General features: G+C 36.3%; 15 protein-coding genes. All 15 read left to right on the top strand.

What is annotated here, in order from left to right; genetic code table 11:
- The first annotated feature begins 89 nt into the window (after window positions 1-89).
- Window positions 90-839: a ClpP family protease gene (locus ACX9YW_RS09440; RefSeq protein ID WP_460345367.1), complete on the top strand. Its 750-nt coding sequence runs from the start codon at window positions 90-92 to the stop codon at window positions 837-839.
- Window positions 836-1,051: a YlzJ-like family protein gene (locus ACX9YW_RS09435; RefSeq protein ID WP_460345364.1), complete on the top strand. Its 216-nt coding sequence runs from the start codon at window positions 836-838 to the stop codon at window positions 1,049-1,051. The genes ACX9YW_RS09440 and ACX9YW_RS09435 overlap by 4 nt, the downstream gene beginning before the upstream one ends.
- 95 nt (window positions 1,052-1,146) lie before the next feature.
- Window positions 1,147-3,468 (top strand): DNA translocase FtsK, encoded by a 2,322-nt coding sequence (locus tag ACX9YW_RS09430; RefSeq protein ID WP_460345361.1) that lies wholly within the window; start codon window positions 1,147-1,149, stop codon window positions 3,466-3,468.
- Window positions 3,469-3,739: 271 nt separating this feature from the next.
- Window positions 3,740-4,465, top strand: a complete 726-nt coding sequence (locus ACX9YW_RS09425; RefSeq protein ID WP_460345358.1) for a GntR family transcriptional regulator — start codon at window positions 3,740-3,742, stop codon at window positions 4,463-4,465.
- Between the two features lie 86 nt (window positions 4,466-4,551).
- Window positions 4,552-5,655 carry a BMP family lipoprotein gene (locus tag ACX9YW_RS09420; protein WP_460345355.1) on the top strand — a complete coding sequence of 368 codons (1,104 nt, stop codon included), beginning with the start codon at window positions 4,552-4,554 and terminating at the stop codon, window positions 5,653-5,655.
- A gap of 190 nt (window positions 5,656-5,845) precedes the next feature.
- Window positions 5,846-7,372, top strand: a complete 1,527-nt coding sequence (locus ACX9YW_RS09415) for an ABC transporter ATP-binding protein (RefSeq protein WP_460345352.1) — start codon at window positions 5,846-5,848, stop codon at window positions 7,370-7,372.
- On the top strand, window positions 7,369-8,409 hold the full coding sequence (locus ACX9YW_RS09410; RefSeq protein WP_460345349.1) for an ABC transporter permease: 1,041 nt from the start codon (window positions 7,369-7,371) through the stop codon (window positions 8,407-8,409). Before ACX9YW_RS09415 ends, ACX9YW_RS09410 begins: the two co-directional genes overlap by 4 nt.
- Window position 8,410: 1 nt before the next feature.
- The gene (locus tag ACX9YW_RS09405) at window positions 8,411-9,364 is read left to right on the top strand and encodes an ABC transporter permease (protein WP_460345346.1); all 954 of its coding nucleotides are present in this window, start codon (window positions 8,411-8,413) and stop codon (window positions 9,362-9,364) included.
- Between the two features lie 123 nt (window positions 9,365-9,487).
- Entirely contained in the window at window positions 9,488-10,768 is a 1,281-nt protein-coding gene (yfmF, locus tag ACX9YW_RS09400; protein ID WP_460345343.1) for an EF-P 5-aminopentanol modification-associated protein YfmF, read from the top strand.
- A gap of 1 nt (window position 10,769) precedes the next feature.
- The gene (gene yfmH, locus ACX9YW_RS09395; RefSeq protein ID WP_460345340.1) at window positions 10,770-12,059 is read left to right on the top strand and encodes an EF-P 5-aminopentanol modification-associated protein YfmH; all 1,290 of its coding nucleotides are present in this window, start codon (window positions 10,770-10,772) and stop codon (window positions 12,057-12,059) included.
- Between the two features lie 100 nt (window positions 12,060-12,159).
- Complete coding sequence (gene ymfI / locus ACX9YW_RS09390) at window positions 12,160-12,882, top strand: elongation factor P 5-aminopentanone reductase (RefSeq protein ID WP_460345337.1); 723 nt, start codon at window positions 12,160-12,162, stop codon at window positions 12,880-12,882.
- Window positions 12,883-12,980: 98 nt separating this feature from the next.
- A complete protein-coding gene (locus ACX9YW_RS09385) occupies window positions 12,981-13,226 on the top strand; it encodes a DUF3243 domain-containing protein (protein ID WP_460345334.1) in 246 nt (81 codons plus the stop codon).
- A gap of 199 nt (window positions 13,227-13,425) precedes the next feature.
- A complete protein-coding gene (locus tag ACX9YW_RS09380) occupies window positions 13,426-14,217 on the top strand; it encodes a DUF3388 domain-containing protein (RefSeq protein WP_460345331.1) in 792 nt (263 codons plus the stop codon).
- An 8-nt stretch (window positions 14,218-14,225) separates the two neighbouring features.
- Window positions 14,226-15,158, top strand: coding sequence for a helix-turn-helix domain-containing protein (locus ACX9YW_RS09375; RefSeq protein ID WP_460345328.1), 933 nt, complete (start codon window positions 14,226-14,228; stop codon window positions 15,156-15,158).
- A gap of 89 nt (window positions 15,159-15,247) precedes the next feature.
- Window positions 15,248-15,826, top strand: a complete 579-nt coding sequence (pgsA, locus tag ACX9YW_RS09370; protein WP_460345326.1) for a CDP-diacylglycerol--glycerol-3-phosphate 3-phosphatidyltransferase — start codon at window positions 15,248-15,250, stop codon at window positions 15,824-15,826.
- Window positions 15,827-15,830: the final 4 nt, after the last annotated feature.

Raw genomic sequence — 15,830 nt, 5'->3', positions numbered from 1 at the left:
TTCCCAGTGTTTTTTTTTTGCCTTTTCACATGTAATAACCTTTTATGGATAATACTAACTGTATTGACGTCATGAAGGGAGAAAAGAACATGGATATACAACGTTTTCATAATGATCTAAACGAGGAAGGTCAGGAGCCAGTAAAAGAAGATAAACCTTCGAGTTTAATCGAGAAAATACAGCAACTTGGACAAACAAATGTACCTCAGCTTTCTAATGACTCAAAGATCCATTGTTTAACGATTATCGGCCAAATTGAAGGGCATTTGACATTACCACCACAGAATAAAACCACAAAATACGAGCACATTATCCCCCAATTAATTGCGATTGAGCAAAATCCAAATATTGAGGGACTTATTATTGTTTTAAATACCGTGGGTGGAGATGTAGAAGCGGGTTTAGCGATATCAGAAATGTTAGCATCTTTATCTAAACCAACTGTTTCAATTGTCTTAGGAGGTGGTCACTCAATTGGTGTACCAATTGCAGTATCTTGTGATTATTCCTTTATCGCAGAGACAGCGACCATGACGATTCATCCAGTTAGATTAACGGGATTAGTCATCGGTGTCCCTCAAACATTTGAATACCTTGATAAGATGCAAGAGAGAGTAATAAATTTCGTAACCAAACATTCAAATATTAAAGAAGAAACATTTAAGGAATTAATGTTTGCGAAGGGAAATTTGACTAGAGATATCGGCACGAATGTAATCGGTAGAGACGCAGTGAAATATGGCTTAATTGATGAAGTGGGTGGAATAGGTCAAGCGATTAGGAAATTAAATGAATTAATTGACCTACAAAAAAATGAACAGGATGGAATGATCCAATGATCCATTATACGATGTTGCCTCAGGAACTCATCTATCCCAATGATTATTCTGGGTTGAATAATCAATTGACACTTGAATATAATGGGATCCCCTTATTAGTAGGAAAAACAGATACCAATGAATATCAAGTAATTCAAATATTGAGTACTGATCCAAAACATTTCTTAGATAGTCGCTGTGCACCAGGTGCTAAAATTTCGATGATTCAATAAGCTTATCGTAGTCACTCGCAATATGATATAATAGGAAACAAAATGATAGAGCAGCCATAATGGCTGCTCTACTTTCCAATTTAAGGGTGATGATTTTGGCCAAAAGGAAACGTAGAGGAAAAACTACTAAGGATCAATTTAAAGAAACGATAAAGTTTGAAATAATAGGTTTACTATTATTTACACTTGCCATTCTATCCTTAGCGAAAATTGGAAGAACCGGGGAAAAGACAATCCTTTTCTTTCGCTTTTTCTGGGGGAACTGGGATTTTGTTGGGGTTTTATGGTTAATGGGTTTAAGTATTTATTTTATGGTGAAAAGAGCTGTTCCTCATTTTTTTCACATCAAAATGGTAGGAATGTACATCATAACTTGCGCCATTTTAATCCTAAGCCACTTAAATATTCTTGAGTTAATGTCAAGCGACGGTAAATTTGCTAACCCAAGCGTTGTAATGAACACCTTTGAAAACTTTAAAGTAGAATGGGAAGGTAAACCGAACCCGAAAGGCTTGGGTGGTGGGATGATAGGAGCCGTATTAACGGCCGTCTCCTACTATCTATTTGATGAAGGTGGAACAAAATTAATTACTTTCCTATTAATTATTATAGGTTCTGTCCTCATAACCGGCCGCCCAATTGGCGAATTTGTTTCAAAAATACTTCAATTAACAGGGTCATTTTTTAGCAGTCAATGGAAACAATTTTTACAAGATTTTTCAGAATGGAAAAAGAATATAATCGAAAAAAGACTAGAAAAGAAAAAAGCGAATCAGAAAGGCGTAACTGAGCGTCCGGAAGAAACAAAGGTAGTTCCGATACTTTCACAGGCTACAGAAGAGAATACTGTCAATCCAGAACCGATTATTTCTAGTTTTACTGAAAAAGTTTTTCCTAACCTAGAAGAGAGCGAACCAAGGTCCAATCCGGAAATGGTTGAAAAGGATGAAGAAGTCGTCCCCCCAATTGCCTTTACGGAGGTTGAAAATCATGCTTATGAGCTTCCGCCCCTACATATCTTAAAAATGCCCAAGCAAACAGACCAAAGTGGCGAATATGAACTCATTCATGCTAATGCAGCGAAGCTTGAGAGAACTTTTCAAAGCTTCGGTGTAAAGGCGCGAGTAACCCAAGTTCATCTAGGGCCTGCTGTCACAAAGTATGAGGTTCATCCGGATGTGGGTGTAAAGGTTAGTAAAATCGTCAGCCTTAGCGATGATTTAGCTCTTGCTTTAGCTGCTAAGGATATTCGGATTGAAGCGCCAATCCCTGGAAAAAGTGCAATCGGGATTGAGGTCCCAAACTCTGAGGTAGCTATGGTTTCTTTAAGAGAAGTATTAGAAGCTAAACAAAATGACAAACCGGATTCCAAACTTTTAATCGGTTTAGGTCGTGATATTACTGGTGAAGCAGTCTTAGCTGAATTAAATAAAATGCCTCATCTTTTAGTTGCAGGGGCTACAGGAAGCGGTAAAAGTGTATGTATTAATGGAATTATTACAAGCATTTTAATGAGGGCTAAGCCCCATGAGGTAAAACTTATGATGATAGATCCTAAGATGGTTGAATTAAATGTTTATAATGGAATTCCTCATTTACTAGCCCCAGTTGTTACCGATGCCAAAAAAGCATCTCAGGCTTTAAAAAAGGTAGTTAACGAAATGGAAAGAAGATATGAACTTTTTTCCCATACGGGAACTCGGAATATTGAGGGATATAATGATTATATAAGGCGGATTAATTTAGAGGAAGGCGAGAAACAGCCACTATTACCTTACATCGTTGTAATTGTGGATGAATTGGCCGATTTGATGATGGTAGCTTCCTCTGATGTAGAAGATTCAATTACAAGATTAGCTCAAATGGCACGCGCTGCTGGTATTCACTTAATTATCGCAACTCAACGGCCATCCGTTGATGTCATTACTGGTGTTATTAAGGCAAATATACCATCGAGAATTGCTTTTGCGGTTTCTAGTCAAACTGATTCAAGAACGATTTTAGATATGGGAGGAGCTGAAAAGCTCTTAGGACGTGGTGATATGTTGTTTTTACCAGTTGGTGCATCAAAACCTATAAGAGTCCAAGGGGCATTTTTATCCGATAGTGAAGTCGAGGATGCTGTGGAGTTCGTCATTGGACAACAAAAAGCACAGTATCAAGAGGAAATGATACCGGAAGATGTTCCCGAGGCAACTGGTGCTGTGGATGATGAATTATACGAAGAGGCTGTTGAGTTAATCATTGAAATGCAAACCGCTTCCGTATCTATGTTGCAGAGAAGGTTTAGGATCGGTTATACGAGAGCGGCTAGATTAATTGACGAGATGGAAGCCCGTGGAGTCGTAGGACCATATGAAGGAAGTAAGCCAAGAGTCGTATTAATATCAAAATCTAAGGAAGAGGCAAGTAGTTAGAACTAGGTCAGATTACCTAGTTCTAACTACTTTTTTTGTAAATATATTTACAATAAAGGACGGTGAAATCGTTTTCAAAGCATGATTGAGTATTTAAAAATATTCATTTTGTCAAGTGGTATAAGGATTCTTAAGCAATATTCCTTTTTTCGACAAATTGTTGAAACCCTATTTATTTATCATAAAAAAAATGTTATAGTAATTTCGATTAGTAGGAATGATAATACATCTGAGGTCTGATGTCTTAGGGAAATAGTTGGAGGAAGTTTGCATGTCTATTAAGTCAGATAATCGTCACTTGTATTTACAGGTAATTGAACGATTGAAGCAAGATATTGAGAAGGGGATTTACAAAGAAAGAGAGAAACTTCCTTCTGAATTTGATTTAGCCAAGCAACTCGGTGTAAGTCGGGCAACTCTTCGAGAAGCTTTGAGAATTCTTGAAGAAGAAAACGTTATCATTCGTCGTCATGGTGTCGGTACGTTTGTCAATGCACGACCTTTATTCACATCGGGAATCGAACAATTAACTAGTGTTACAAGTATGATTAAACATGTAGGTATGAAACCTGGGACTATCTTTCTAAGTTCATCTTCTCAAAGCCCTACCGAAGAGGATATTCGTCGCTTTTCCTGCTCTAAGGATATGGAGGTTATTGTGATAGAACGGGTTCGGACTGCAAATGGTGAACCGGTTGTTTATTGTATCGATAAAATTCCGGAAATTTATTTACCGGAAACCTTCTCACATGATGAAGAATCGATTTTCTCAATCATTGAAGAAGTTACGAATCGAAAAATAACCTATGCCGTTGCTAAAATAGAACCAATCGGTTATCATGAGAAAATTTCTCCAATCTTGGAGTGTGATCCTGAAACAGCATTGCTTGTCTTAAAGCAAATGCATTTCGATGAAATGGATAATCCTGTGTTATTTTCGGTAAACTATTTCAAAGCTGATAAATTTAGTTTTCATGTGTTGAGAAAGCGAATTTAATTTTTTTGAACAAATGAAAACGGAAACATGTCGGTAAATATTAAACATTCCTACAACTAATCATTTAAAACATAGGGGGTAATACTGTGAAAAAACGCAAGTTTGGATTAGCCATGTCAATGCTTTTGGCTGCAGGAACTTTGTTATCGGCTTGTAACAGCTCTGACGAAGGTAAAGGTGGAGACAAAGAACCCAAAAAAGATGCACTTAAAGTAGGTATGGTTACTGACTCAGGTACAATTGATGACAAGTCATTTAACCAAGGTACTTGGGAAGGTATCTTACAAGCTAAAGATGAGCTTGGAGTTAATACAAAATATCTTAAGCCAACTGGTACTACTGAAGCAGATTATTTAAAAGAAATCGGTAACCTTTACGATGCTGGATACAAATTTATCGTAACACCAGGATTTAAATTTGAAACAGCTGTTTTCCATGCACAAGATAAATATACAGATGCAAAGTTTGTCATTATCGATGGAAACCCACATTCTGGAGACTACAATCCAGTTGTTAAGGACAATACTGTAGCTATTTTCTATGCAGAACATGAGTCAGGTTTCTTAGCTGGTGTTGCAACAGCTCTTCAACTTAAAGAGGGAGACGCTGGATTCATCGGTGGTATGGAAATTCCTCCAGTACAAAAGTTTAACTGGGGCTTCCAACAAGGTGTTAAGTACGCTAATGAAAATTTAGGTACAAATATTACGATTAAACAAGAAAACGTAGTTTACCAAGGTAGCTTTGATAATTTAGCAGCCGGTGGACAAATCGCAGCTCAAATGTTTGACCGTGGCGTAAAAGTAATTTTTGCTGCTGCTGGTGGTGTAGGTGTTGGTGCAATCAACGAAGCAAAAACACGTGTGAAAGCTGGCGAAGATGTTTGGATGGTCGGTGTTGACGTAGACCAATATGCTGATGGAGTATATGAAGGCGACAAATCTGTCATTTTAACTTCAGCTATGAAAAAAATCGGCCATTCTGCATTTGAAATGATTCAACAAGAATTAGATGGTAAATTCCCTGGTGGTCAAACTTTAGTATTCGATGCTAAAAACGATGGTGTTGGTATCCCTGAAAATAACCCTAACCTAAGTGAAGAGACTATTTCTGGGGTAAATGAAGTTTACGGAAAGATTAAAAATGGTGAAATTACTGTTGCTGGTGAACAAGGAGATTTATTTAAGTAATCAACTAAACAAAAGGGACGGTCTCTTCCGTCTCTTTTGTACATTATCTCGCTAAATTTTGAAAATTAAAAAATGGATTAAACCAACTAAAAATACCAAGGATTTCAAAATTAATCACCATTGCCGTTCGTGAAAGGGGACTCCCTAATTTTGAAGGAAAAGAAGTCTATAAAAAAAGGTGAGTGCTACTATGAGTTATGTTGTTGAGATGTTGAATATAAGGAAAGAATTTCCAGGGATAGTGGCGAATGATAATATTACCCTCACGTTAAAAAAAGGGGAAGTTCATGCTCTATTAGGTGAAAACGGAGCGGGAAAATCTACCCTTATGGGTGTTTTATTCGGTATGTATCAACCGGAACAAGGTGTCATTAAAATTAATGAACAAGAAGTAAAGATCACGAATCCAAACGTTGCTAATCGTTTAGGAATTGGAATGGTTCACCAACATTTTAAATTGGTTGAGAATTTTACTGTCACGGAAAATATTATTCTCGGAAGTGAACCTTTAAAAAGTGGTCTTGTATTGGATACAGAAAAAGCGGCTAAAAAAATTGCTGAATTATCTAAGTACTACGGATTAAATGTTGACCCTTATGCCAAAATTGAAGATATTTCAGTTGGGATGCAACAAAGGGTTGAAATTATGAAAATGCTATATCGCGAAGCGGAAGTTCTCATTTTTGATGAACCAACGGCAGTTCTGACACCAAGTGAAATTGAAGAATTAATGAAAATCATGCGCAATCTGATTAATGAAGGAAAATCTATCATTATTATTACCCATAAGTTAAAGGAAATTAAAGCAGTGGCAGACCGTTGTACGGTCATTCGCAGAGGAAAAGGTATTGGGACAGTTAATGTAAAAGAAACTAGTGAAGCAACCCTTGCTGAAATGATGGTTGGTCGTCACGTAAACTTCAAAGTGGATAAGAAAGAAAGTACACCAGGTAATGTGGTGCTTAAGATAGATTCTGTTTCGGCAAAAAATAATCGAAAAGTAATGGGTCTTAAGAATTTCTCTCTGGAAGTACGAAAAGGTGAAATAGTCGGAATTGCCGGAGTGGAAGGAAATGGACAATCCGAATTGGTCGAAACCATTACAGGCCTTCGTAAAGTTGAATCTGGTAAAATTATGTTAAATGATGAAGAAATAACTAATTTACCTATTCGTCAAAGAACTCAAAAAGGGATAGGTCACATTCCTGAAGATAGACAAAAACGTGGTCTAGTCTTAGATTATACGTTGGAATCAAATATGGTTATTGAGGTTTATAATAAACCTCCATTTTCAAAATTTGGCTTATTAAATTTTTCAGCCATAAAGAATTATGCTAAAAAGATCATCGAAAATTTCGATGTTCGTTCAGGTGAAGGAGCTGCTTCGATTACCAGAACGATGTCAGGTGGTAACCAGCAGAAAGCCATCATTGGACGAGAACTCGAATTAAATCCAGATTTATTAATCGCTGTCCAACCAACACGTGGATTAGACGTTGGATCTATTGAGTATATCCATAAACGACTAATTGAACATCGCGATAGCGGAAAAGCAGTTTTGTTAGTTTCATTAGAATTGGATGAAGTATTACAACTTTCAGACAGAATCGCAATTATTAATAATGGCGAATTAGTTGGAGAAGTAGTGGCATCTGAAACGAATGAAAATGAGGTTGGACTAATGATGGCTGGTGTAGGTAAGGAGAAGAGCGTATGAGAAATACGATAGTAGCTTTAATTTCTGTTCTTTTAGGTCTATTAGCGGGTGGAATACTGATGTTCCTTATTGGCAGTAACCCAATCGAAGGATATACCTATCTGATTCAAGGTGGATTAAGAAATATTGAACGGGTAGGTAATACTTTAGCAACTGCCACTCCGTTAATTTTTACTGGTCTTTCGGTTGCATTTGCCTTCCGTACAGGACTATTTAATATTGGGGCTTCTGGTCAAATGTTGATTGGTGGACTTTGTGCAACTGCCATTGGTTTATCTTTAGACCTATCAAGACCGATATTATTGATAGTAATGATATTTGCTGGATTAGCAGGAGGTGCTCTTTGGGCATTTATTCCGGGTCTAATTAAAGCTAAATTTAATGTTCATGAGGTAGTTTCTACCATCATGATGAACTGGATTGCTTATTGGACTGTTTACTATATCGTTCCTGGATATTTCAAAGGTGGTACAGAGACGGAATCGGCTAAACTTGCTTCTGAAGCTACTTTGATTACGCCATTTTTAACGAAAATATTTCAAGGTTCGTATATCAACTTAGGAATTTTTCTTGCTGTAATTGCTGTAATTATTATTGCATTTATTATTAATAAAACAACCCTTGGTTTTGAATTAAAGGCCGTTGGATTTAATCGTCATGCTGCAGAGTATGCGGGAATGCAAGTAAATCGAAATATTATTATGTCTATGCTTATTTCTGGAGCACTTGCTGGTCTGGGGGGAGTGGCTCTTTATACTGGAAACGCTTCAAGTATCCAGATTGGTATATTACCATCTCAAGGCTTTGACGGGATAGCAGTAGCTTTATTAGGTGCTAATTCTCCTATTGGCGTCTTTTTCGCAGCTGTATTTTTTGGGATTCTTTATTCAGGTACAGGTTTCATGAACGCCATGACGGAAATTCCACCTGAAATCGCCAATACAATTATTGCTATCATTATCTATTTTGCTGCAACTAGCGTTCTGATTCATCGATTATTGAATAAGAAGCGTTCAACTAAGAAGGGGGAAGCATAAAATGTGGACGATTATTGAACAGATTTTTCCATATGCCATCGTATTTACAATCCCTCTTCTCATAACAGCATTAGGTGGTTTATTTAGTGAACGAAGTGGTATTGTTAATATTGGGTTAGAAGGTTTAATGGTTTTTGGGGCATTTGGAACAGCCATTACGGTTTATTACCTTCAAGACAAAATGGACAACTATACCTTAGTACTATGGATTGGTATCTTAGTAGGTGTGATAATTGGTACTTTGTTTTCTTTATTACACGCATTTGCTAGTATTAATTTAAGCGCGAACCAGGTTATTAGTGGAACAGCTATTAATATGATTGCTGCGGCTCTAACAGTATTTCTAGCTAGAAACATTACAGGAAGTGGAAATATACGTTTAAGAAGCAGTTTTGATCCAATGAACATACCAATATTACATGACATTCCTATTATTGGCCCACTTCTATTTACAAGAACCTATCCGACTACTTGGTTTATTTTGGTAGTTCTATTAATAAGTACATTTGTTTTGTATAAAACAAAGTTCGGACTTCGTTTACGTTCTTGTGGTGAATTCCCACAAGCCGCTGAAGCAGCAGGAGTAAATGTAAGAAGAATTCGTTATATGGGTGTTATGATTTCGGGAGCTTTTGGAGGACTTGGGGGAGCAATTATTATTGTTACCTATGCTGGAGAATTTACAGGTACGGTTTCCGGTCTTGGATTCTTAGCTCTTGCGGCATTAATCTTTGGTCAATGGCGACCATTTGGTGTATTAGGAGCAACATTGTTCTTCGGTTTTGCAAGTACAATTGCTAACGTATCACAAGTAATTCCAGAATTGGGAGCTATACCGCCAATTCTTCTGAAAATTTTCCCTTATGTTGTTACATTAATTGCTTTGGTTATTTTCTCTAAATCTTCACAGGCACCTAAAGCTGCTGGGGAAACATTTGATTCAGGAAAACGATAATTTATTGTTAAAAGGACTAGCATTTTTTGCTAGTCTTTTTATTTTTTCGGAAATTGGGAAAAATAAGTGTAACAGACTTTACATAAGATGAAATAGTGTCTACATTTCAGAGGGGGCAAGATTATGTCATTGTTACCGGAAAAGATTATTAAGTTGAAGGGATATAACCTTCATCTTGTTAAAACACCAAAATACAAAACGAATACAATTGTTTGGAAAATGAAAGCTCCAATCACCAGTGAGGATGTAACCTTAAGAGCATTACTTCCGCATGCCCTTCAAAGCAGTTCAAAAAAATATGCGACAACGACTGAGCTTAGGTCATATTTAGATGAGCTATATGGAACAACACTGTTTGTTGACCTTTCCAAAAAAGGTGAGTATCAAATAATTAGTTTTGTAATGGAAGTGGCGAATGAAAAATTTTTAACCGATTCTACACCATTACTTCAAAAGGCAATGGAGTTTATGTCTGAAATTCTCCTTCATCCCAATACAGAAGGCGATTATTTTAATAAAGAAACTGTAGAAAAAGAGAAAAAAACCTTAAAACAAAGAATTCAATCTGTTTTTGACGATAAAATGCGCTATTCTAATTTGCGTCTTGTTGAAGAAATGTTCCCTAACGAACCCTATTCACTTCCGGTGAATGGGGTCCTTGATCAAGTTGATTCAATAACGCCCCAAGGCTTATATCAATATTATCAAAAGGCATTTAGAGAGGATGAAATTGATTTATATGTGATTGGGGATGTTAATGAATCGGAGGTGGAACAAATTGCAAATCGACTTTTTCAATTTGAACCTCGTTCGCCAAAAACGATTGGCGATTATGATCGTAAAAAAATCGATTCTGTTCATGAGGTAAAAGAAGAACAAGATATAAAACAAGGTAAATTAAATATTGGTTACCGTACCAACGTTGTTTTTGGTGATAACGATTATTTTGCACTTCAAGTCTTTAACGGTATTTTCGGGGGGTTTTCGCATTCCAAGCTTTTTATCAATGTTCGGGAAAAGGCAAGCTTGGCCTACTATGCTGCCAGTAGAATTGAGAGCCATAAAGGAATCTTAATGGTGATGTCTGGTATTGATTTTAAAAATTTTGATCAAGCTGTAGGGATTATTAAAGAACAAATGGACGCCATGCAAAAAGGAGAATTCACTGACCAAGAGCTGTCCCAAACGAAGGCTGTTATTGAAAATCAATTATTAGAAACGATTGATACTTCGCGAGGGATTGTAGAGGTTTTATACCATAATGTAGTTGGTGGTCATTCCATTGGTCTTGATCAGTGGTTAGAAGAAACGAGAAAGGTGACAAAAGAAGAAATTGTAGCTGTTGCAAAAAAAATTGAGATGGATACGATATACTTCTTAACCGGAATCGGGGGAGGCAAATAAAATGAAGAAAATTACATTTAATCAGCTTCAAGAGGAGTTATTTTATGAAAAATTACCGAATGGATTAGAAGTATATATCTTACCCAAAAAAGATTTTAATAAAACCTATGCCACCTTCACAACCAAATATGGTTCCATTGATAATCATTTTGTACCAAAAGGGGAAAATGATTTTGTAAAGGTGCCGGATGGTATTGCCCATTTTCTTGAACATAAACTTTTTGAAAAAGAAGATGGTGATGTATTCCAACAGTTTAGTAAGCAGGGAGCTTCAGCTAATGCATTTACTTCATTTACAAGAACGGCCTATTTATTTTCAAGCACTTCAAACTTTGATCGGAATTTGGAAACGTTAATTGATTTTGTCCAAGACCCATACTTTTCGGAAAAAACAGTCGAAAAGGAAAAGGGAATCATTGGCCAAGAAATAACGATGTATGATGATAACGCTGATTGGCGGTTGTATTTTGGGATCATTCAAAATATGTACCAAAATCATCCTGTTAAAATTGATATTGCAGGAACAATTGATTCTATTGCTGAAATTACGAAAGATATGCTTTATCAATGCTATTACACTTTTTATCATCCAAGCAATATGCTCTTATTTGTGGTTGGTCCTGTTGATGTAGATGAAACGATGAAGTTTATTAAAGAGAATCAGGCTAAAAAACCGTTTGAAGAACAACCCGAAATCAAACGACAATTTGCTGAAGAGCCAGAACAAGTAGCTGAAAAAAAGAAAATTTTACAGATGAATGTTCAAACACCAAAATGTTTAGTGGGAATAAAGGCGCAAAATGAAGAGTTGAGTGGAAAAGAAATGCAAATAAAGGAGTTAACAATAAATTTATTGTTAGACCTCTCATTTGGTAAAAGCTCTGAAAATTATCAAAAGTTGTACTCTGAAGGATTGATTGATGAGACTTTCTCTTATGATTTTACAGCGGAACACGGCTTTGGCTTTGCGATTCTTGGTGGAGATACTCGAGAGCCCGATCAATTGGCCGCAAGTCTAGAGAATATGTTAATAGATACCGCAAAAGGAACCGGGATTACAGATGAAACGTTAAATAAGGCGAAAAAGAAAAGGATTGGTGCATTTTTGCGTTCCATCAATTCCCCGGAATATATTGCCAATCAATTTACACGGTATGCGTTTAATGAAATGGATCTATTCGAAGTGGTGCCAACATTAGAAAAGATAACAGTGGAAGATGTGAAATCGACGGCAGCAGAGTTTATTTCAGAAGAAAGGTTTACCGTTTGTCAGGTAGTGCCAAAAAAATAATGAAGTTGGAATGACTTTAAAAGTCATTCCCTTTTTTCGGATTAAGCTATCGCTTGTTATTTTTATACGTTAAAATGAGGATAAAAACGGGGAATGAAGGATGAAACGATTTATTTTTATTACTGGTGCAAGTGGGGGAATTGGCAAAGCCATTGCAACTCAATTGGCAAAAGAGGGTTATAACTTGTACTTACATTACCATCAAAATAAAGCTCAAATTGCCGATTTACTAAATGAATTGAAAGTCTATAAAGGAGAATACATTCCCATTCAGGGTGATTTAAGCAACGAAAGTGAATATGATAGAATGGTTTCAAATATTTTTTCATTAGATGGGATTGTACATTGCGGTGGACATACACATATAGGTTTATTGACAGATATTGACCGGGAATCTGTGGAAAGATTAATTAAAGTTCATATCACAGCACCATTGTTATTAACAAAAATGCTTTTGCCTAAAATGATTAGGAAAGGGAAAGGAAATATCATTGTCATTTCATCGATTTGGGGACAGACTGGAGGGGCTTGTGAAGTCACTTATTCCACTGTCAAAGGTGCACAAATTGCATTTGTTAAGGGGTTAAGCAAAGAGGTTGCACCTTCGGGGGTAAGGGTAAATGCGATTGCACCTGGAGTAATTGATACAAGAATGAATCAACATATAAATGAAGAAGAAATGAACTTAATTAGTAGTGAAATTCCAATGGGAAGGTTAGGTAAACCAGAGGAAATTGCTAATGGGGTTTCGTTTTTACTTTCTGATATGTCCTCCTATATTACGGGACAAGTCCTAGCTATTAATGGTGGTTGGTACACTTAAAATGGCTAAAAAACCTTCTATTTTTCAAAGGAAGTCGCGTATAAATTATTACATAGGTCACATAATATACTTGTACTACTTATATAGGAGGTATATATATGTCTGTTTTAGATAACTGGCAACAATGGAAAGATTTCCTAGGAGAACGCTTGGACCAAGCACAAGACCAAGGAATGAGTAATAATGTTATTACTGATTTGGCCTACCAAATTGGTGATTATCTTGCTGGGCAAGTAGAACCTAAAAATGATCAAGAAAGAATTTTGTCTGATCTTTGGTCAGTGGCAAGTGAGGAAGAGCAGAAAGCTATTGCTAATATGATGGTGAAATTAGTCCAAAAATAGTTTCAAAAAAGAGAGGGTGAAACACCCTCTCTTTTTAGCGTTATCTTTTGTTCTTTGGTGTTTTTTCTTTCATAATAAGTTAAAATCAGATATGATAGGTAGGGAGGTTTTTGCGAAAAATGTCGTTTAGACTTCTTTCTTAAACCCTGTTGCTATTTTAATTTCGTTTCGAGCTTTCAATAAATTCAGGAGGGTTCTTATGGATAAAAAAGAATGGTATTTAGAATATGAAATTCAAAAAAATCGTCCTGGTTTATTAGGAGATATTTCATCGCTTTTAGGGATGCTCTCTATCAATATTATCACGATTAACGGTGTGGATGAAGGTCGAAGAGGATTATTAATTTTAGCAAAAGATGACTATCAGATCCAAAGATTAGAGTCTATTTTAGCAACGATGGATACAATAAAAGTAATAAAAATAAGGGAACCGAAGCTTAGAGATCGTCTAGCTGTACGACATGGGCGTTATATCCAAAGAGATGCAGATGATAAAAAAACGTTTCGGTTTGGTCGTGATGAACTTGGATTGTTAGTAGATTTTATGGCAGAATTATATAAGCAGGAAGGCCATAAATTAATTGGCATTCGAGGAATGCCTCGTGTTGGGAAAACAGAATCAATTGTAGCTGCAAGTGTTTGTGCGAATAAACGATGGCTTTTTGTTTCGTCGACATTATTAAAGCAAACGATACGTAATCAGCTCATTCAAGATGAATATAACGTAAATAACCTCTTCATTATTGATGGAATTGTCTCTACTAGGCGTGCAAATGAACGCCATCTTCAGCTGGTACGTGAAATTATGCGCTTATCTGCCGTTAAAGTGGTGGAGCATCCAGATATATTTGTTCAAAATACAGAATACACATTAGATGATTTTGACTATATCATTGAATTAAGAAGCCATCCTGACGAAGAAATTACATATGAAGTAGTAAATCAAAATCAGATGTTCTCTGACTCGGATTTTGGAGGATTTGATTTTTAAAATGGAAGGTGTTTGCATTGACAGAATTAGGTAATCGATTAAAGGAAGCTCGGGAAGCAAAAGGTATTACCTTGGATGAATTGCAGAATTTAACAAAAATTCAAAAGCGGTACTTACTTGGTATCGAAGAAGGCAATTATAAAATTATGCCTGGAAAATTTTATATACGGGCATTTATTAAGCAATATGCTGAAGCAGTGGATTTAAATCCGGAGGAAATCTTTGACCTTTATAAAGAGGATGTTCCTTCGATTGTAAGTACAGAATTGCCAGAACTTTCTCGTGTTAAAACTAGAAAAAGCATCCCCGAAGGAAATTCAAAAGTACTGGATTTGCTACCTAAAGTATTAATTATTGTATTTCTTTTAGGTGCGGCAGGCTTGGCCTATTATTTTCTTCAAAAATATGCAGGAGACCAATCAAATGAACAACTGGAAACAGACAGTGAGCCAGTTCAATACCAGGTTGATAATGCAGGTGAAAAACAGAAGAAGGAGCCAGATTCAGAAGATAAGTCAAATGATGTTGTAACAGATAATCCCACACCAGAAAGTCCCAATAGTCCAGATAGTAATGATCCTATTGAAGAAACACCTGATACACCCTCTCAGGAAATCTCTGTCGTTTCTTCCAGTGGATACAAAACTACATATGAATTAAAGAATACCGATCGTTTCGAATTAAAATTAGTTTCTACAGGTGAAACTTGGGTAAATATGAAAAATGGTAAAGGTTTTTCTTTATTTCAAGGAATGTTGAAAAAAGGTGGGCAAGAAAGTCAAACGGTTGATTATTCAAAAGAATCAGAGGCTGTTTTGATTATCGGAAGATCTATAGACACAGAAATATATGTGAATGATCAAAAAGTCGAGTATGCGATTGCCCCAGGCGATGAAGTTCGCCAGGATATCGTGATTCGTTTTGTTCCTACTGTTGAATAGACATCTTTCAGATGGCTATTCTTTTGTGTGCTTTCATGTAGGAACAAATTTGATCGGACGTTTGATATTGGTAATTGGAGGTTTTAGGGATGAATATTCCAAATAAAATAACGGTTTCTAGAATTTTACTTATTCCCTTGTTTTTAATTATTATGTTAATGCCATTCAACTGGGGAGAAATGTATTTTCTTGGTGTTGATTTACCCGTTACACACTTTGTAGGAGCTTTAATATTTATATTTGCCGCCTCTACAGATTGGGTGGACGGTCATTATGCGAGAAAACATAATCTTGTAACCAATCTCGGTAAGTTCTTAGACCCGCTCGCGGATAAGCTCTTAGTATCCGCCGCATTAATAGTATTGGTTGAATTTAACTATATTGCATCTTGGATTGCGATTGTTATTATTAGTCGTGAGTTTGCCGTCACTGGATTAAGATTAGTTCTAGCCGGCCAAGGTGAAGTGGCCGCAGCGAAAACGCTTGGGAAAATTAAAATGTGGGCACAAATTGTGGCCATTTCGGCATTTCTTTTACACAATACCATTTTTGAATATTTTTCCATTCCGTTTGATGAAATTTCCATGTGGGTGGCTCTTATCTTTACGGTTTGGTCTGGCTGGGATTATTTTGTGAAAAATAAAGCTGTATTTAAAAATTCCAAGTAAGTTG

The organism is Pseudoneobacillus rhizolycopersici (assembly GCF_054786815.1).
Note: the sequence above shows the minus strand (reverse complement) of the source record. Positions and strands in the feature narration are given on the sequence as shown.